Source organism: Mucilaginibacter sp. GW821-FHT07H05 (assembly GCF_059418485.1).
Window position 1 is genome coordinate 395,394 of sequence record NZ_JBWKPY010000007.1, and the last position, 19,379, is coordinate 414,772.

Sequence of the window (19,379 nt, forward strand, 5' to 3'; positions counted from 1 at the left end):
AAGACACCAAAGAAATGGAATTTACTTACTGTTGTGGGCGATTTATTAAAAATAAAACCACTACATGCAAAGATTGTTAAATTTTAAAAAGGAGGAATTATGCCCTGGCACAATGGAGATTACCCGCCATCTTATAAAAACCAGCCCAAAAAGATCCGGGACAAAGCGACCGAGATCGCTAACGAAGTATTAAAGACCACCGGCAACGAAGGGGAGGCGATTGCTACCGGCCTCAAGCAGGCACAGCTGCATTTTGCTAAAGAGAAGAAAAACCAAAACTAATGCCTTCCGCAGTTATCGCCGCTTATGAATATGATGCCCCGTCGCAAACGCTGACCATCCGCTACCATTCGGGCAAAGTGTATAATTATTTACAAGTGCCCGAAAAAGTATTCAGGGAAATGCGTGCTACCATGGTCAAAGGGATCTGGTTCAACCGGCATATCAAGGGCAAATACCCTTTCGTGGAAGTTACACCCGGTTTAAAACAAACTCACCTGTTCGGTCCCGGAACCCAGTAAGCCTTGCTGGTAAACACGGATCAGGCCGATCAGCTCCGGTCCGTATTGCGCAGCTTTATGTGCGCCTACCCCTTTAATAGCGCCTAACGCTTTAAGTGTCGGCGGTAGCTTTTCGGCAATTGCGGCCGCGGTTTTTTCGGAGAGGACCATATTCGGCATCACGTTTTCTTTTGCTGCAGTCTTTTCCCGCCAGTCCAGTAGTTGTTCGTACAGCTTTTCGTTGGGGAGGGCATTCAAAGCTTTAAGATAAGAGCCATCATAGGTTTTGATCTTGTCCTTCGTCAGCGCCAAATAAGCCGCTGTGGTAAAAGGTTCCGCTACAAAATGTTTCATCAGCCTGATGCGGTCCATGAGCCAGATGATCAACTGGTCCGCTTTTTTAGCCTGTTCTTTGGAAGTCCCGATCAGGCTGGGTAATTGCAGGTGCAGGTTTTCCACCGATGCCTGGAGTTTGTCCAGGAAATATGCCGCGGCCTGCCCGCTGCGTTCCGGCTTGAGTTGCCGGTTGAACTTTTCAGCCACATTCAGGATATCTTTTTCCAGATTGGGCAGCAGCATACCAAAACCCTTGATTTTGCTTTGCAGCGGTCTGAAATTAAATAGTTCGCCAAGCAAATACCGCTCGTATAAGAGGCGGTCGCGTTCAAGCGTAGCCCGGTCAGGTTGAACCGCCTGGGCCTGTTGATTAAACCGGATAATGGCCGGATCCCCAATGATATTGTGCGCGCTCACCGGGTTGCGCAGTACCATACCCGACAAGGTACGGCAGCGGCTCAGCGCCACATAAGCCTGGCCGGAAGCAAACGCTTCGCTCACATCAATAATGGCCTTGTCAAAGGTCAGGCCCTGGCTTTTGTGGATGGTGATGGCCCAGGCCAGCTTCAGGGGGAGTTGCGCGAAAGTGCCTGCATTGCTTTCGTTAATGGCCTCACCGTCCAACTGGTATTTAACATTGGTCCATTCTACGGCTTCCACCACGATCTCTTTATCCGATTTGCCGCATTGCACAAAAGCGGTGTTGCCCTCGATACGGCTGACCGTACCGATCTTGCCGTTATAATATAGCTTTTCTGCCGAGCTGTCATTCTTTACGAACATGACCTGCGCGCCGATCTTCAGTTTTAAATTGGTTTCGGTGGGGTAGGCGTCTTTCGGGAAGTCGCCGCGGATGGTGGCGCTAAATTCAAATTCCTTTCCCTTTAAAGCGCTCAGAAATTCCGTATTGACCTGTTGGGCGATGCTATTATGGGTGGTCAGCGTGATATAAGGATCTTCCGTATCCGGCCGGAAATCCGGTACGTAGCGGGCATTGAGTAAAGCTAAACTTTCCGCGCTCATGTTTTGGTTGCGTACTTCGTTCAGGATATCAACAAAAGCCTGTTCCTTTTGCCGGTAGACATGATCCAGTTCGATGCGGACGTAAGGCGCTTTTTGCATCACCAAAGCGCTGAAGAAATAAGGCGTTTGGTAATAACGACTGAGCATCGCCCATTCATCATCCCGGATGATTGGGCTTAATTGCGAAAGGTCGCCGATCAGTAACAATTGTACACCACCAAAAGGATGGCTGGACTCTTTGATATTACGCAGGATAAGGTCTATCTGGTCCAGCACATCGGGCCGTACCATACTGATCTCATCAATGATCAATAGTTCCAGGCTGCCGAGCAAATCCTTCTTTTCGGGGTTGTAATGCATTTCCGGCCGCGCGTCCCCGCCCGGTAAAAGCGGACCAAAGGGTAGCTGAAATAAAGAGTGGATGGTCATCCCGCCGGCATTGATGGCCGCTACGCCTGTAGGCGCAGCTACGGCCAACTTCTTTTTAGAAGACTGCTTCAGGTTTTGCAGGAAAGTCGTTTTGCCGGTACCCGCTTTACCCGTCAGAAACACCAGGGTATTGGTGGATTCCAGGTAATCGCCGGCCAGCTGCATCGCGGGATTCAGTTCACTCATTCATTGGCAAAGTTAACAGGTTCAATGGAAATTCCTCCCCTTGAGACGTCCGGCTTTCTTTTTACTTTTCAGTAAAAGGACCAATTGCGACTAAAAAGAATTTTCTGAAACTGCTGAGGTTACCGAGCAAACCACCATGCCAGAAGGACGGGCTATTAAAACCATTGGTAATAAATGGAGCTATTTGCAAACATCAAAATTTGTAGCCAATTCGCAGCCATTTTATGTGTTGCTCGATCCGGAAACAGAACAGCCGTTGGTTTCGCCACCACGATACCCCGCCGGTTACTCACCGGATATATGCGGTTTGATGATATAAGCAGTTTCGTTCTTTGTTTCGGACATTACAAAGAAGCTTTGCATATTGGCCACGCTGGGTAAGAGGGAGAGCTTATTGATCAATAGTTCGTTATATTCATCCATGTCTTTGATCGCGATTCTTAAAAGGAAATCGAACGCACCGGTCATATGATAACATTCCATAACTTCACTCAGCTTGATCACCTCTTCTTTAAATGCCTTTAAATTTTCTCGTGTATGGTTTTGAAGATGTACCTGCGTATATCCTATTAGGTTTTTATCGATCTTTTTGTGATCGATAATGGTTGCATAACGTTTAATAAAACCTTCTTTTTCCAAATTCTTAATCCTGACGTGGATGGCCGTTTGGCTTTTATTCAGTACCGCAGCCATCTGTTTGTGCGACATGCGTGCGTCATTTTGGAGCAGGTTAATAATCTTAAGGTTTGTATCATCTAATTCCATTGTAAATATATGACCTTAGTGTATAATTTAATTTATATCATGCGCATTTTAATGCCTCTAATTTAAAGATAATCTCTATAATTTGATCATTATTTTACAGATAATGATCCTTTTAGGAATAAAGATTTGAGCAGAGCCCTGTATAGTCTAAGTGTATTTTTTTAAAATAAAGCTAAATTTTTGATGCGTTTTAAAACCTCAAAAAAGCTTTTAATTTCAAAAACACGTTAAAAAAAGAACTGTTTTAGCTCGATACGCTATTCTTATATGATAAAATAATTACTTTTTCTAAAAACAATGGCTTATATAGCATTTTACGCTAATACTTTAAAACTTTACAGTATTATAAAATAAGCCTAAAATGACCATCGTACAAAAGCATAATTTTGGTGCAGGCCCCTGCATCCTGCCTGGATCTGTATTAGAACAAGCCGGCCAGTCGGTTAAATGCTGGGATAAAGCTGGTCTTTCCATTCTCGAGGTTTCGCACCGGTCGCCGGAGTTTGAGATGGTGGTGAAAGAAACCCAGGATCTTGTCCGTGAATTACTTGAAGTGCCGGAAGATTACAGCATCATGTTTTTTCAGGGTGGGGCAAGCATGCAATTCTGTATGATCGCGATGAACTTTCTTCAGGGGCATAAATATGGCGCCGCGTACCTGGATGGTGGTGTTTTCGGGCAAAAGGCCATCAAAGAGGCACAGTTGTTTGGCAAGGTGCACATCGTTGCTTCGGCCGGCGATAAAGGCTATACCTATATGCCAAAGAATTATCAAATTCCGGAGGGCGCAGCCTATTTCCATTGTACAAGTAATAATACGATAGAAGGAACCGGGATGTTTTCGTTTCCGGATACATCAGTGCCGATGATCTGCGATATGTCGTCCGATATTTTTTCGAGAAAGATCGATGTCAGCCGGTTTGCCCTTATTTATGCTGGTGCGCAAAAAAATATGGGCCCGGCTGGCATGACACTGGTTATCGCTAAGAACAGCTTTATCAATAAGGCCTTTAAGGCTGTGCCGGCGATATTGGATTACCGGACTTACCGGGATCATCAATCCATGTATAACACGCCCCCGGTTTTTTCGATCTATACAGCCATGCTTAACCTGCTATGGTTGAAAAAGAAAGGCGGAGTGAAGTTCATCCAGGGCGAAAATTTGGCTAAGGCTCAGCTATTGTACGATGAGATAGACCGTAACCCTTTGTTTTATGGCCTGGCCAATGTTGCTGACCGCTCGCTCATGAACGTGACTTTCCGGATGCATATCAGGGAGCAGGAAGACGGCTTTTCAAAGTTTGCCAAAAGCCGTGGGATGATCGGCATTAACGGTTACCGCACAGTGGGGGGCTTCAGGGCCTCTTTGTATAACGCCTTGCCCTATAGCAGTGTCAGCGCTTTGGTGCATTGTATGCAGGAATATGAAGTTTCAATGTATCATGGTCACTCCTTTAAAGCAACAATAGCATAGATATGGCAAATATCACCCCATTTCTGGCCATCCGACCTAATCCTGCGTATGCGGATCAGTTGATCTTTACCAACCCTTCCACAGAATCCATTGCGCTGCATGATCGTCACAGTCAATATCATCTGCCCTTGAAAACGATATTGGAAACGGTAGCCCGGCAAAAGCCAGAAACGTCTGAAAATCAGCAAAAGGCTTATCAGGATATCCTTCAGGCCTTTGTGACATTCATCAGGACGGGTAAACTCATTAAAGATGATAAGCCTTCGCTGTTTGTTTACGAAGTGAGGCACCATGGTATTCGTCAAACCGGGATTTGGGCATTAACGGATATTACCGATGTCGGAAAAATCAAAATACATGAACTAACCTTAGCCGATAGTATGCGAAGGTTAAAGAACTATCGGCGGTTCACTGGTTTGGAAGGCAGCCCGGTATTGTTGATGTATCCACCGGATAAAACGATCAACAGGCTTATAGATGAGGTGAAAAAAGACTATCAGGAAATGCAAATTGGCAATGAGGAGGGATCCCACAGCCTCTGGCAGATCAATGAAACCAGGCTGATCATTAGTTTGACCGAAGCTTTTAAAAAGATCAGTCGTGTATACCTCGCCGATGGGCACCACCGTTTAGGTTCGGCATCTTCTTTGGCCCTGGAACTTCGGTCAAAGGGCGGGGCACGATTAAATACGATCTCGACATTATACATGGCCCTGGACCAGGTACAAATTAAGGAGTATCACCGGGTAGTACTGCCCGAAAAGCCGGTTAATAAACTGGAATTGTTATCCCGGATCAATGAGTTTTACGAGTGGAAAAAATGTCCGCAAAATCAATATATTCTACCCGCTCAGCCCGGGCAGTTGGGGATGTGCGTGCATGGCGAATGGTATCAGCTGAAAGCACGGGAAAAGGGCTATTCAATAGGCGGTGTATCAGCCCGGCTGGATGCTGCTATGCTTCAGGAATTGATATTAAAACCTATTTTCAATATCGACGATCCCAAAAACGATCCGAAACTGAAATGTGTTGGCGGCGAAAAAGCACATTTGGAAATAGACGAACTCTGTCGGGCTTTTCCGGAAGCAACGGTATTCACGCTCTGCCCGCTGACAACAGATGACCTGGTAAAAGTGGCTGACGCCGGTGAAGTTCTTCCACCTAAATCCACCTGGATCAACCCGAAAATCCCATACGGATTAATTTTATATCAACATAATCTTAGCTGACGATGGAAACTGAAAAAATTCTGGTTATAGGGGCCTGTGGTCAAATGGGCGCGCACCTGATGGACACCTTAGCGAAAAAAGACAATCAATCGAGTGTAGTTGGAGCTGATTCCGCTTTTTTGGATACCCACCCAAATCTCATCCATCTCGACGTGCTGAAATACAAACAGCTTTATAAGGTTGTTAAAAATGGAAAGTTTACCCAGGTTTACCTATTGTCTGCCCACAGGGGAGAAAATAATTTCTGTGCCAATATTGAAGCCTTGCTGAATGTATTAAAGGTGGCTATTTCATTTCCCGGGATCAAAATATTTTGGCCAAGTAGTATGGCGGTGTTTGGCCCCGGCTCGCCAAAGCATCAGGTACCACAAAACCATTTCCATGAGCCAGTCTCGCCCTTGGGAATTTATAAAACCATTGGGGAGTATTGGTGCCAGTATTATTATGAGCAGCATGGTGTTGACGTACGCAGCATTCGCTTTCCGGGAATGATTGGCTGGGAGCTGCGGCCAGAAAACCGGGCCTGTGCTTATGTGATTGAAATGGTTGCCCATGCGCTTACGGGTGATCGCTATACCTGTTATCTGCGTGAAGACACCTGCTTGCCGATGATCTATAAAAACGATGCGGTTAGGGCTATACTGGAGCTCATGGCCGCTCCCGGCAAAAACTTAAAAATACGCACAGCCTATAATATCTCGGGTACCAATTTTTCGCCCTGTGACCTTGCCGCAGCCATCAGAAAAGTAAAAAATAATTTCAGTGTTTCTTACGAGCCGGATTTTAGACAGACAATGGCCAGCCAGCAACCCGCGAGTATTAACGATACTACCGCAAACAGGGATTGGGGCTGGGAGCCGCAATATAACCTTTTGATGATGGTGGACGATATTTTTCAACAGCAACGGTTACAGCAGGCGTATGAACTGCAAATAGCCAACCGGGATATTCCGGAAGATAATTATGTATTCACCAACTATGAGTATCAATGAGCGATTTGCAGATATCAGAGTCTATTACAGAACGCGAAACCGAATGGGTTGATAAATCTATTACAGGCTTACATTCTGTTTAAGTACTCAGAGCGGGAACCTAATTGGACATATTTATGGTTTCCTGACGATTGTAGAGCGGATCTTAGCGAAATATGGTGAGAAAAATTCGGGCAATCAAAGTGAATAATGCTGTGATTTTTTCTTTAGTTTTTAGAAAGCGTTCAAAGAAATTGACATGGGGATTTCTTAAACACTTAAAGTAAGATGGACAGAACATACCCCGCCTTTATCCCTGCAAGTAGCTTTTGTCTCTTTTACTTAATAGTAAGCGCAAGAGGGTAAGCAGGCTGATTCGCAGAGATTCCAACAGCGAAAGTGTAGCAAAAGCAAAAAATGTGTGAATTTTGTTCAAAAATCAAAAAACGGCAAAAATTTTGCCCCAATAAATTTAGCGAAAATTGGAGCTGCACTTTTCTGTTTAGCCTATATACCAGGACCCCTGAACTTGGACTTTCCCAAGACGGTTGACAGTAGCCAATCCCCGTTTTGCCCCGGCCCGCGGTTATAATCGTTTACGCTTGCATTTGTCGTGAGTTGATAATGGGTGGATCAGTGCTCACACTGTTTTGGCGGTTATATAGACTTTTTACGTGTTAATTTTGTTTCGGCTTCCGCCGCTATGCTATTGCCTTTTCAACACGAGACAAAAGGCGAAATAGTTGATTGATTCAACACCCTAAAATTAACTACATCTTTTTGAATCGAGCCAAAATTGTTAGTAATTAACCATATTGTGCAAAACTTTTTGATAAACAATGCCAGTTTTTTTAGTATTTTTAAATAATGTAAAACGGTGATAAATAGATAACTTAGAATAAAAGAGAAAGATATTATGTTAGAAGACGAGGTTGAAGTAAAGATTAAGAAAGTTGTAAAAGATCCAAGGCTTTCTCTTAAACGATTTTCACAATATACTGTCGCTACGGAAAATGGCAAAACCAGTATATTAAAAGGATGTAAATACCCAGGAGATTATGTCCCAAGATTCTATGAGATGGCCAGAAAACTTGTTTGCGATATTTTCTCAGCAAATATTGAAGAGCACGAATTTTATTTTGAGGAATTTAAAAAGCAGGCGATAATCTACCGAAGTGAGGCTAAGGCTTTTCCAACTGACAAAGACCCTTATAAAAACAGAGTACGTTCTGCTAATGGATTGGATGCAATTGTTGCAATGTCAATACTCTTGACTCCAATACTAAGTAGATACGTATTAAATAGCAATTTGACACACAGAAAAGATTCGATAACAAAAAATGGGGTAAGGATTGGTGCAATGGCCGACATGTTGTTATCTAAGGATGCGGGAGCCACTCAAGTTGGGTTCTTGAAATTTAATTTTACCACGAAAAAACTCAAAGAAAATGAAGCTAAGGCTGCACTTTTTGTATTAAGAACATTTTTCGAAAAAAAGGGTATTAAATTGGATTTGAAGAGTTGCTTTTTAGTTGATGTATTTGCGTGGAGAATTTATGTGGCTTCGGAGAATAAAGAGATAGAAAATACTATAGATAAATCAACCATAGAAATAAGTGACAATTGGGATTTGATATAGCTCAATATTTCAATTAAATCAAAAAACATTCTCATACAACCTCTTTGCAATCTTAGAAATTTTACCCAATCGTGTTGTTTGAGCACTCCTTTAACGGGAATCCCGATTTAAATCGGGACGTGCCTATCACGTATTATAAAACACTGTTGATGAGTTTGTCAATAAATACACGGCTTTTCATCGACTTTATATAAAGTTCCCGTGAGTTGGCTTCGGCTTTAGTGTCATAACATTCGTGGTATTTAACTATCCACGGACCTTTATTCTTTGTTGCTTTAACCATGCCTGAATTGTGCCTTTCTAATCGTTCGGCAATGTTTGATGTATGAAGATGTAGTATTGTTCAAGTGAATAATTTAATTGCCAGTTAATAAGAGCAGATTATAATTTTATTATTTAACAGACTTATAATATATTTATATAAAGATTAGCGGAAAGCAAGATAAGATCCACTTACTCCGGATGCCTATATTCATCTTAAGCCTCTTTTATGAACAACATCTTTCGTGCGCCAGACAAAGAGGTAGACTATCAGAGTTATATGGTCTATGCTTTGACCATCGTTTGGTCATTGACAACGGCAACCGTCCTTTTTATCGAGCTGTTTTATTTTCCGCACTTGTGGTACCGGTGGCTGCTGCTATTGGGTATTATATTTTTTATCGCCGCTTTTAATCTTAGCTTGAACCATTTCCGGCGCACCCACACGGCAAGCTGGTCACTTACCATAATGCTTTGGTTGTACATTACCATTCCCTGTTATTCCGCAGGGGGCATATTTGCGCCTGGCATTCTATCTCAAATGAGTGTTATACTCACCGCTGGATTTTTACTGGGCCGGAGAGGCGGACTTGCCATTGGCTTATTAACCATCGCTGCAGACTTCGGACTGGCTTACCTGGAAGTAAACGGTCATTTGCCTCATCCTGCAGTTATACATGATCCTATCAGTCGCTGGTTTAGCGCTATTATCCCTTTTGGTACCATCCTGGTATTGCAATATTACGCAATCAATCACCTGCGCACCAGCTTAATAACCTTACAAAGAGAAATTATAAAACGGAAGGAAGCTGAAATTATAAAAGACAAGACAGTTTATAATCTTAGCGAGCGGGAAAAGGAGCTTAAAGATTATAAATATGCGTTAGATATTTCTTCAATTGTAAGTATTGCTGATGTAGACGGCCTTTTTACTTTCGTGAACGAGAATTTCTGTACGATCAGTAAATTCAGCGTTGAGGAACTATTGGGCCAGCCACATAGCATCCTGTGGTCGGGTGAACATCCGCCAGAGTATTTCACAGGCTTGGTAACAGCCATGCAGGAAGGAAAGTTTTATAGAGGGGAATTTTGCAATAAGGCCAAAGATGGCTCCTTTTATTGGGTGGATACTAACATTGTTCCGTTTTTGAATGAGGAAGGAAAGGTCTATCAGTATATGTCCATAAATCGTGACATTACACGAAAGAAGGAAGCCCTGGAGCAACTCCGGGCCAGCGAGGAACGCTATAAGTCTATCATTGCCGTTTCAAATACCGGTGCGTGGGAATATAATGTTGATACACACCAGGTATGGTACAGCGCACAGTATTTCGCTATGCTTGGTATTGACAAACCCGACGGTGTTTGGGAGGACACAGAGGGTATGTCATGGGTTGATCGCCTTCACCCTGACGACCGCGAACGTGCAGTAAAAATTTTTGATAAGTTTTTATTAGAGGGTACAACGGAGTTATATGAAAGTTTTTTTAGAATGCAGCATAAAAACGGAGATTGGGTTTGGATCTGGTCACGCGCCAGAAGACTGCATGATAAGGATGGCAATATCACCAATATCAGCTTGGGTACTCACACTGATATTTCGGAACGAGTTAAAGCCGAGGAGAAGATAAAAGAAAGCGAACAATTGATCAAAAAGATCACCAGCCAGGTGCCTGGTAACACCTATATGTTTGAAATAGAAGAAAGCGGCAAGCCGAACATTCTTTTTGTTAACCGCGGCACGGAGGATTTCAATTATACTACTGATCTGGAGGAGATTTCTCGGGATGGGAACAAAGTACTGGAAGTTTGGTATGAAAGCGACCGGGTCCTTTTCCATGAAAAGCTGAAGGAGGCCTACCAGTCAGAAGCGGCAATAAGCTTTCAATACCGTATCGTGGTCAAAGATATGATCCGGTGGCGCTGGTTGCAGGCTGTTCCTGAAAAAAACAAGCAGGGTAAGGTGATTTGGTATGGAGCGACCCGCGACATTACGGCCCTGGTGGATTATATCGCTTCAGCGGAGCAGATATTGTTCGATATTTCGCACGTTATGCGAAGGCCTGTTTCTTCCTTGTTGGGCATAACCACCGTCATTAACGAAGGCGAACTTAATCAGGAAGAATTGATGCACTTTGTTCAACAATTGTACCCGGTCGCTAAGGAAATGGATAAGTTTATGATCGAATTAAACCAGGTTTATGAACAGAAACGGCAAATTAATTCGCTAAATATTGATTTTTCTTCGCTGGTTGATAAACGCAATTCCTTATTTAGGCCGGGAGAATAGGAATGGCCGATATAATATCTGCCGCTTTTTGTGGATTGTAAAATGTAGGTATAGAACATAGCTAAATATACAAAAACAACAAAGCCCGATACGTCGGTATCGGGCTTTGTACTCAGAGCGGGAATCGAACCCGCACTCCTTTAACGGGAACAGGATTTTAAGTCCTGCGTGTCTACCAGTTCCACCATCTGAGCATGGCATTTTGATCAGGGCCTGTTATCTGTGAAGATAATAACCTTTTCAAAAATAAATCCCTTCTTTTTGACGGAAGGGATTGGAGCGAAAGACGAGATTCGAACTCGCGACCCCGACCTTGGCAAGGTCGTGCTCTACCAACTGAGCTACTTTCGCATTTTGTGTTTCAAACGCTGGTTTCTCATTCGCTGATTACCCTTGCGTTTGTGGAGTGCAAATATAGGCAGAAATGGATACTCTGCAAGTAATTTCTGCAAATATTTTAAAGTTTTTTATAACCCGCTGTTTTTCAAAACGTCCGGGATCAGATCATTTTCATATCCGCGGCTCAGGGCGTACTGTTTTAACTTGTAATGGCGTTTGTATTCGTCCTTCTCGTGCAGCAGGGCGGCTTTTTTCTGCAATATGGTTTCCAGCATGGCCAGGTAATCGTCGCCGTCTATCTGTTTCAGCGCCTTTTTTATCAGTACATCCGATACTTTTTTAAATTTCAAGCCCTGTTTTATCTTGTTTTTGCCCCAGCCTTTTTGGGTAAACTTGCCACGGGTGTAGGCGTAAGCAAAGCGTTCTTCGTTTAAAAAATTGGCAGCAATCAATTTGGTAATGGTGTTTTCTACCGCGTCGGTCCACAAGCCCCATTCGTATAATTTGTCGCGCACTTCCTGTTGCGAGCGTTCCTGGTAGGCGCAAAAATGTTCGGCTTTGGCAAGTGCCACGGTCTCGTCGGTAATTTTGCGCGCTTTTATGGGTTCCATCAAACCAAAATTGTTAAAATTTATTCTATTAGCGTTAAATTATCAGCAAATTCGCACATGGCTAACAGTGTTTATACTACAAGTACTATCGGGCAAATACTAAATGCCAGCGTAATTATCGTTAACAATACCCCCATTAGCACACTGCTGACCGATAGCCGCCGCATAGCCAATGCGCCCGAAGCCCTGTTTTTCGCGCTCAGCAACCGCAGGGATGGGCACGAGTTTATTGCCGAAGCCTATGAGGCCGGCGTCCGCAACTTTGTGGTTAACACCCGGCCGGTCGAGCCTTTACTGAACGCCAACTATTTAATGGTCCCCGACGTATTAGCCGCCTTGCAGGCCTTGGCCGCGCATCACCGTGTGCAATACAATTTGCAGGTGATTGGTATTACCGGCAGTAACGGCAAAACCATTGTAAAGGAGTGGCTGTACCAGTTAATGCTGCCCGAGCATACCATTGTCCGGTCGCCTAAAAGCTATAACTCGCAAATTGGCGTGCCGCTTTCGGTATGGAATATTACGCCTGATAACGACCTGGGCATATTTGAAGCCGGGATCTCTACCGTTAACGAGATGAACAAGCTGGAGGCCATTATTAAGCCAACGGCAGGCATACTCACACATATTGGTTCGGCGCATGATGAAGGCTTTGGCAGCCGCCGGGCCAAGGTGCTGGAAAAATTGAAGCTGTTTAAGGACAGTAAAATGCTGATCGGTAATTACGATCTGCTGCTGGATTATAAAAAGGATGTTTCTAAAGATATCGGGCAATTTACCTGGAGCCGCCAGTTTAACCAGGCCGATTTGTATGTGTTTAGCGAAACTACCATATCCAAAAACTATTATATGCGGGCTATCTTCAATAAAAAGGAGATAGAGTGCCTGATCCCGTTTTTAGACCAGGCATCGGTAGAGAATGCTATCACCTGCTGGGCTGCCATGCTGGCGTTGGGCTATGACCCTGCCATAATAGACGAGCGTATGGAACGCCTTGCGCCCGTGAGCATGCGGCTTGAACTAAAAAATGGGATTAACGATTGCTCGGTAATAGATGATTCCTACAACTCAGATATCCAATCGCTGGAGATAGCGCTTAACTTTTTGGATCAGCAGAACCAGCACCCTAAAAAAACATTGATCCTGTCGGATATTTTTCAATCGGGCTTAAGCCAGGATACTTTGTACCGGCAGGTGGCTGAGATGCTCGGTCAAAATAAAATAGACCGGTTTATAGGGGTAGGGCAGGCCTTACAGCAGCACCAGCATTATTTTAATATCACCGAAAAACATTTTTATAAAGATACTTTTGATTTGCTGGTTGATTTGCCCCGGTTAAACTTTACGGATGAAACCATCCTGCTGAAAGGCTCGCGCAATTTTGAGTTTGAGCGCATCAGTCGCGCGTTGGTGCAAAAGGCGCACGAAACGGTGATGGAGATTAACCTGAACGCCTTACTGAATAACCTGAACTACTATAAATCGCAGCTAAATCCCGGTGTAAAAATTATGGCTATGGTAAAGGCTTTCTCGTACGGGAGCGGTACTTTCGAGATAGCTAACCTGCTGCAATACCATAAGGTTGATTATTTGGCCGTGGCTTATATTGACGAAGGCGTGGCCCTGCGCCAGGCGGGGATCAATCTGCCGGTAATGGTGCTTAATCCCGAGATCACGGCTTTTGATAAACTGATCCAATACAAGCTGCAGCCCGAAGTTTACAGCTTTGGTTTACTGGATGAGTTAATGAACTACCTGCAGGCAAACGATATATTGAATTATCCTGTCCACCTAAAAATTGATACGGGGATGCACCGGCTGGGTTTTGAAGGCTTTGAGATAGAATCGCTGTGCGACCTGCTGGAAGAGAACCCTTATATCCGTGTAAACTCGGTTTTTTCGCACCTGGTAGCCAGCGATGCCGAACAGCACGATGCTTTTACCCTGAAACAGATCCGCCGGTTTGAGAAAGCTTTTAAGCAGATAGAACAGGCGCTGGGTTACCAGGTAATTAAGCACATTAGCAATTCATCGGCTATTACCCGCTGGAAGGTAGCGCAGTTTGATATGGTGCGCCTGGGTATTGGCCTGTATGGAATTGATAGCGCTGTAACCGATTTAAACGCCCTGCAGCCCATTGCCACGCTGAAGACCAGTATATCGCAGGTGAAAAAAATAAAAGCCGGGGAAACGGTTGGATACAACCGGAACGGAAGCCTGAAAAAGGACGGCCGTATTGCCACCGTACGTATAGGTTACGCCGACGGCTACCTGCGGGCCTTTGGTAATGGTGTAGGTAAAATGCTGGTAAAAGGCATGCTGGTGCCCACCGTAGGCAATATAGCCATGGATATGTGTATGATTGATGTGAGCGGGGTAGAGGTAAAAGAAGGTGATGAAGTGATTGTTTTTAACGAAGAGCAGCGTATTGAAGAACTGGCCAAACAGATAGGCACCATCCCGTACGAAATTTTAACTAATATTTCGCAAAGGGTAAAAAGGGTGTACTTTTACGAATAAATTATCACCGCTAAATGATCAAAAGATTTGCCCGCGCTTTACTCCGGTATTTCATTAAAGGCATGCTGGTTGTTGTGCCCCTTGGCGCAGCCTGCCTGCTGATTTATTGGGCTGTAGCCACGGTAGACAGCGCGCTTAACCTGAGCGATATTTTATGGGTAAACCCTAAAACGGGCAAGCCTACTTATATCCCCGGTACCGGGATTTTAAGCGTGATCATCCTTATTTTAATTGCAGGTGTATTGGTAACCAGCGTAATTACCGACCCTATAAAACGCTGGTTTTATCGCTGGTTAAACCGTTTGCCGCTGTTTAAATTCCTGTATTTTTCTATTAAAGATTTAACCGAAGCCTTTGTTGGCGACGAGAAAAAATTTAATGAACCCGTACTGGTTGACGTGAACGAGTTCGGGTTGAAAAAAATTGGTTTCCTTACCCAAAAGGATCTCAGCACCATCAATTTACCCGGGCAGGTGGCTGTTTATTTCCCGTATTCCTATTCCTTTGCCGGTCAGGTAGTTATTGTTGATGCCAGCAAGATCAAGCACCTGGATATGACAGCTGCCGATGCCATGAAGTTTGTAATATCGGGCGGGGTAAGCGGGATACACTGATTTCATTAGTCATTGCGCTTCGCTGTCATTGGGTCATTGCCGTGGTTTTTTTTAATAGCTTCCTTATAGCATTAATTAGTCCTGCGTTTAAACAATAGCAATGATGATATCAGGGTAGCGATAACGCCTAAAGCGGTTATGCTTAACACCATCATGCTGAAATTAAAGAACGGGTTGTTTGATAAAACCAACTGCTCTTTCATGGCTTTGGCCTTAAGGGCAAAGGCCTCGGGCGATAGTGCTTTTCGGTATTGTTCCAAATCGTATTGAGCTATCTTCTCGTAAAAGTCGGGTTCAATATAGATCACAAATACTGTTTCTATCAACGCGAAGGCAAAGGCCGGGATCAGGCAAATTAGTAGTCCCATTTTAAGAGCGTGCAAAAAGGTAATGTGACCATTGTTAACCTTATCGCGGTAATAACGGATCCCAAAATAGATAAATGCCAGCGGCAGCAGCAAGTTAACCCAGCCAATATAACCTTGTACAACATGACTGGGGTTAAATAGCCATATCACTACCCATATTAATATAAATATGATTAATTCAGAAAGCGCAGCGTAAGCGCCGTAACGTAAGATGATTTTTTTCATGATTGTGGGTTTGATTTTCGATTAAAGGTAGGGGCAGTTTTGCAAATTGCAGTACTACAAAAGGGGTATTTTAGCTAAAGATGCGGAAATACAACTTTAGTTGTAGCGTAATGCATGGGGAAAGAGGGGTTGTCATCCTGAGTTATGAAATCCGTGGCCTCTAAGGGTGTGTATGACGTTAAAATCACGTTGTCATTTCGAAAGAGCCGGGGCAGGAATTGCGGGGGAGGGCGAGAGAGAAATCTTATACGTGCGATAGGTAAATCGTATAAGATTTCTCCTCACTCCCAACCTATCCCCGCAGGTTCGTTCGAAATGACAACACGGTTAAATAACATGTCTTGGGTAGCTTGTCGAAGGGTGCGTGCGCAGGCCCACCCACCATGGTTCGACAAGCTCACCATGACGTCTTGCGCTCAATATGTTTAATTAACAAATTACCGACAATTCCTTAGCCCGCTTAATCGCCTCGGTCCGCCGCTCCACATTCAGTTTCAGAAAGATGTTAGAGATATGCTTTTTTACCGTGTTTTCGGAGATGAACAGTTTATCGGCTATCTGCTGGTTGGATAGGCCTTCGTGTATCAGTAACATAATTTCGGCCTCGCGTTTGCTTAAGCCCGTCTCTAATAATTTCTCATCGTTAATTACACCCGGTTTTTGTTCGGTAACAATAATGGTTTTATGGAATAGCTTTTTGCTGAGGATGATGCCAAGTACCAGGAACAAGATACTAAAACCCGCTATCCAGGTAATATTATGATCACTATGGCCATCTAAATTATAGATACTGGCTATGCGGAACAGTACCAGCAAAGCCGTGATCAACAAACCGAAAGCGATAATAACTTGTTTCATTTAAACTGTAAGCCGGAAAGTTAACTAATCACTAATCAACCACTCACTCATCACTAACTCATAAATTTACCTCTTTTTTCAAACTTCTGATCACCAATATCACACTAATCAGCATGAGCAGGGCGCCCAGTATATACGGCGCACCGGGGAAATAAATGTTGGAATCCTTATGGGCAAAAAATTTAAAGCTATAACCCATTACCAGGGGGCCAATAATTAAGCTGATACTGGATAAGAGGGAGAGGCCGCCCTGTAATTCGCCCTGTTCGTTAGCCGGGAATTTGCTGGTAATTAAGCCCTGTAGTGCCGGGCCGGAGATGCCGCCAAAGCAATAGGGTACCATAAATACATACACCAGCCAGCCCTTGCTGGCAAAAGCGATAAGTGTAAGGCCAACGCCATAAGCTATTAAACCGATAATGATGTTCTTTTTTAAGCCCCATTTAGGGATAAGGTAGCGGATCAACCAGCCTTGTATCCCAATAAGTAGCGTGCCGATGAAGATACCGAGGATACCTACGCTGGTCATGCTCCATTCAAACTTTTCGTACACGTAAAAGGATAGCTGGTATTCGACCGCTTTTTGCGCTATATAAACCAGTGTAAAGGCTATAGCCAGGCCGGCTAAGGCTTTGTACTTGCCTAACTGCATAAACGAGCCTATGGGGTTGGCGCGCTTCCAGCTAAACTCGCGACGGTGAGCTTTATCTAACGATTCGGGCAAAACAAAATAGCCGTATAGGGCATTAAACAAGGCCGCCGCCGCCGCCGCCATAAACGGAAACTTGATGTTGATATCGCCCAGGAATGCCCCGGCCGAAATGCCGATGATAAAGCCCAGGCCCGATGCCGCGCCAACAATGCCAAAGTTCGACGCGCGTTTATCGCCGGTACTAATATCGGCAATATAAGCTGTAGCGGTTGCCATGGTGGCGCCGGTAATGCCCGCAATAATGCGCCCGACAAACAGCCAGAAAACGGTTGGCGCGAAGGCCATAAAAATATAATCGATACTAAAGCCAAACAGCGAGATAAGCAGGATAGGGCGCCGGCCAAAACGGTCGCTCAGGTTACCCATAATAGGCGAGAAGAGTACCTGCATCAAGGCGTAGGTAAAGGTTAACCAGCCGTTGATCTCGGACGCGGCCGAATTATCTACGTGCCCTAATTGCTCCAATAGTTTAGGAATAACAGGTATAATAATACCTAAACCCAATACATCAATAAATATGGTGACAAAAATAAAGCCGAGTGCTTTTTTTCCGTTAACGGGTGGTAGTATTGGTTGAACTGCTGCCTGCATACAGATGTTTAAACCTCTTTAGCCTTAACTTGTTTCTTAAAACTGCGGATTGCCAGTAAAGCGCTTAAAAGCATCAGTATTGCCCCCAATATATATGGCGCGCCGGGGAACTGAAAAGCTGAACCGGACCGGGTAAAATAGTAGAAGGATGAGGTCATTACCAGCGGGCCAAATATAGCGCTAAGGCTCATTAAACTGGTTAGGCCGCCTTGCAGTTCGCCTTGTTCGTTAGCGGGTACGTTATTGCTCATGTACCCTTGCAATGCGGGCCCGGCAATACCGCCCAGGCAATAAGGTATCAAAAACGCAAACATCATCCAGCCTTTTGTAGCAAAGGCAAACAATAGTAAGCCACCGCTATATAATAGCAAACCAACCCAAATGCTGCGTTCCTCGCCCAGTTTGGGTAGTATAATACGGATCAGGCCACCTTGTACCACGGCAATCATTAAACCAACAAAACCTAAAGAATAACCAACCATAGCCGGATCCCAATGGAATTTTTGAATGGTGTAAAACGACCAGACACTTTGTACGGCCTGCGCGGCAAAATATACCAGGAATAACGAAACGGCTAATCCAATTACGCTGGGGTATTTGCTTAGCTGGACTAACGAGCCTAAAGGATTTGCTCTTTTCCAGTCCAGCGGGCGACGATGCGCTTTATCTAACGATTCGGGCAGGATGAAATAACCGTATATAGCATTTAGTAACGCCAAGCCGGCCGCTGCTAAAAATGGATACTGGATATTTATTTTACCCAAAACACCGCCAATAGCAGGGCCGATAATAAAGCCCAAACCAAAGGCCACGCCTATTAAACCAAAGTTGGCAGCCCGCTTTTCGGGCGGACTAACATCGGCAATATAAGCGGATGCTGTGGTGAAACTTGCCCCGGTAATACCTGCTATAATACGGCCAATAAACAGCCACCATATAGTTGGTGCAAAGGCCAGGAACAAATAATCGATACTAAAGCCTAACAGCGAGCATAGCAATACCGGCCTGCGCCCGTATTTATCACTCAGGTTACCTACCAGCGGCGAAAACAAAAACTGCATACCCGCATAAGCTACCGCCAGCCAGCCCGAGTAACTGGCGGCCTGACTGATATTGCCATGTATTAAATGTTCTATTAATTGGGGTACAACAGGTATAATGATGGCTAAGCCCATCACATCAATTAAAAGCGTTGCAAAGATGAAACCAAGGGCGGCTTGCCGCTTGGGTTTGGCAGGTTGATCCATAGCCGCAAAATAGGTATTTAAATTAAAAAATTCATTATGCTTCGCGTCATTGGGTCATTACGCTGCGCTGTCATTATGCTACGCGTCATTGTGTCATTACGCTGCGCTGTCATTGAGTCATTAAATAGTTGGTCTAAAAAATGCCGCAGGCATTTTGACCCAATGACCCAATGACCCAATGACCCAATGAC

17 protein-coding genes and 2 tRNA genes are annotated in these 19,379 nt (G+C 44.3%); 9 read left to right on the forward strand and 10 right to left on the reverse strand.

Features of this window, described 5'->3' with window-relative positions:
• Positions 1-99 precede the first annotated feature (99 nt).
• A complete protein-coding gene (locus AC07M6_RS19970; protein WP_494892503.1) occupies positions 100-282 on the forward strand; it encodes a DUF2188 domain-containing protein in 183 nt (60 codons plus the stop codon).
• Positions 282-521 (forward strand): KTSC domain-containing protein, encoded by a 240-nt coding sequence (locus AC07M6_RS19975; RefSeq protein ID WP_494892505.1) that lies wholly within the window; start codon positions 282-284, stop codon positions 519-521. Before AC07M6_RS19970 ends, AC07M6_RS19975 begins: the two co-directional genes overlap by 1 nt.
• On the opposite strand, the gene AC07M6_RS19980 is transcribed toward AC07M6_RS19975, so the two are convergent.
• Both AC07M6_RS19980 and AC07M6_RS19985 read right to left on the reverse strand, forming a co-directional pair.
• Positions 483-2,474 carry an HRDC domain-containing protein gene (locus AC07M6_RS19980; RefSeq protein ID WP_494892507.1) on the reverse strand — a complete coding sequence of 664 codons (1,992 nt, stop codon included), beginning with the start codon at positions 2,472-2,474 and terminating at the stop codon, positions 483-485. The genes AC07M6_RS19975 and AC07M6_RS19980 overlap by 39 nt on opposite strands.
• Positions 2,475-2,759: 285 nt before the next feature.
• Positions 2,760-3,239 carry an Lrp/AsnC family transcriptional regulator gene (locus tag AC07M6_RS19985; protein WP_494892509.1) on the reverse strand — a complete coding sequence of 160 codons (480 nt, stop codon included), beginning with the start codon at positions 3,237-3,239 and terminating at the stop codon, positions 2,760-2,762.
• Between the two features lie 361 nt (positions 3,240-3,600).
• Here AC07M6_RS19985 and serC point away from each other — a divergent pair, with 361 nt between their 5' ends.
• The 4 genes from serC to AC07M6_RS20005 all read left to right on the forward strand — a co-directional run bounded on the left by serC (position 3,601) and on the right by AC07M6_RS20005 (position 8,552).
• Entirely contained in the window at positions 3,601-4,713 is a 1,113-nt protein-coding gene (serC, locus tag AC07M6_RS19990; protein ID WP_494892511.1) for a 3-phosphoserine/phosphohydroxythreonine transaminase, read from the forward strand.
• A 2-nt stretch (positions 4,714-4,715) separates the two neighbouring features.
• Positions 4,716-5,942 carry a DUF1015 family protein gene (locus AC07M6_RS19995; protein ID WP_494892513.1) on the forward strand — a complete coding sequence of 409 codons (1,227 nt, stop codon included), beginning with the start codon at positions 4,716-4,718 and terminating at the stop codon, positions 5,940-5,942.
• A gap of 2 nt (positions 5,943-5,944) precedes the next feature.
• The gene (locus AC07M6_RS20000; RefSeq protein ID WP_494892515.1) at positions 5,945-6,934 is read left to right on the forward strand and encodes an NAD-dependent epimerase/dehydratase family protein; all 990 of its coding nucleotides are present in this window, start codon (positions 5,945-5,947) and stop codon (positions 6,932-6,934) included.
• An 895-nt stretch (positions 6,935-7,829) separates the two neighbouring features.
• Entirely contained in the window at positions 7,830-8,552 is a 723-nt protein-coding gene (locus AC07M6_RS20005) for a hypothetical protein (protein WP_494892517.1), read from the forward strand.
• Positions 8,553-8,685: 133 nt separating this feature from the next.
• On the opposite strand, the gene AC07M6_RS20010 is transcribed toward AC07M6_RS20005, so the two are convergent.
• Positions 8,686-8,892: a GIY-YIG nuclease family protein gene (locus AC07M6_RS20010; RefSeq protein WP_494892592.1), complete on the reverse strand. Its 207-nt coding sequence runs from the start codon at positions 8,890-8,892 to the stop codon at positions 8,686-8,688.
• Positions 8,893-9,354: 462 nt separating this feature from the next.
• Here AC07M6_RS20010 and AC07M6_RS20015 point away from each other — a divergent pair, with 462 nt between their 5' ends.
• Entirely contained in the window at positions 9,355-11,103 is a 1,749-nt protein-coding gene (locus AC07M6_RS20015) for a PAS domain-containing protein (protein ID WP_494892519.1), read from the forward strand.
• A 109-nt stretch (positions 11,104-11,212) separates the two neighbouring features.
• Here AC07M6_RS20015 and AC07M6_RS20020 read toward each other — a convergent pair.
• From AC07M6_RS20020 to AC07M6_RS20030, 3 genes are all read right to left on the reverse strand, one after another.
• Positions 11,213-11,297, reverse strand: a tRNA-Leu gene (locus AC07M6_RS20020).
• A gap of 81 nt (positions 11,298-11,378) precedes the next feature.
• Positions 11,379-11,454: transfer RNA gene (locus AC07M6_RS20025), tRNA-Gly, on the reverse strand.
• Between the two features lie 116 nt (positions 11,455-11,570).
• On the reverse strand, positions 11,571-12,053 hold the full coding sequence (locus AC07M6_RS20030; RefSeq protein WP_494892521.1) for a regulatory protein RecX: 483 nt from the start codon (positions 12,051-12,053) through the stop codon (positions 11,571-11,573).
• A 57-nt stretch (positions 12,054-12,110) separates the two neighbouring features.
• Between AC07M6_RS20030 and AC07M6_RS20035 the strand changes: the two genes are divergently transcribed.
• A complete protein-coding gene (locus tag AC07M6_RS20035; protein ID WP_494892522.1) occupies positions 12,111-14,573 on the forward strand; it encodes a bifunctional UDP-N-acetylmuramoyl-tripeptide:D-alanyl-D-alanine ligase/alanine racemase in 2,463 nt (820 codons plus the stop codon).
• A 14-nt stretch (positions 14,574-14,587) separates the two neighbouring features.
• Entirely contained in the window at positions 14,588-15,187 is a 600-nt protein-coding gene (locus tag AC07M6_RS20040; protein ID WP_494892524.1) for a DUF502 domain-containing protein, read from the forward strand.
• A gap of 71 nt (positions 15,188-15,258) precedes the next feature.
• Here AC07M6_RS20040 and AC07M6_RS20045 read toward each other — a convergent pair whose 3' ends face one another.
• The 4 genes from AC07M6_RS20045 to AC07M6_RS20060 all read right to left on the reverse strand — a co-directional run bounded on the left by AC07M6_RS20045 (position 15,259) and on the right by AC07M6_RS20060 (position 19,188).
• Positions 15,259-15,780 (reverse strand): DUF4199 domain-containing protein, encoded by a 522-nt coding sequence (locus tag AC07M6_RS20045; protein WP_494892525.1) that lies wholly within the window; start codon positions 15,778-15,780, stop codon positions 15,259-15,261.
• A gap of 429 nt (positions 15,781-16,209) precedes the next feature.
• Positions 16,210-16,638, reverse strand: a complete 429-nt coding sequence (locus tag AC07M6_RS20050) for a helix-turn-helix domain-containing protein (protein WP_494892526.1) — start codon at positions 16,636-16,638, stop codon at positions 16,210-16,212.
• A gap of 58 nt (positions 16,639-16,696) precedes the next feature.
• On the reverse strand, positions 16,697-17,941 hold the full coding sequence (locus AC07M6_RS20055; RefSeq protein ID WP_494892528.1) for a TCR/Tet family MFS transporter: 1,245 nt from the start codon (positions 17,939-17,941) through the stop codon (positions 16,697-16,699).
• 8 nt (positions 17,942-17,949) lie between these two features.
• Positions 17,950-19,188 carry a TCR/Tet family MFS transporter gene (locus AC07M6_RS20060; RefSeq protein WP_494892530.1) on the reverse strand — a complete coding sequence of 413 codons (1,239 nt, stop codon included), beginning with the start codon at positions 19,186-19,188 and terminating at the stop codon, positions 17,950-17,952.
• Between the last annotated feature and the right edge of the window lie 191 nt (positions 19,189-19,379).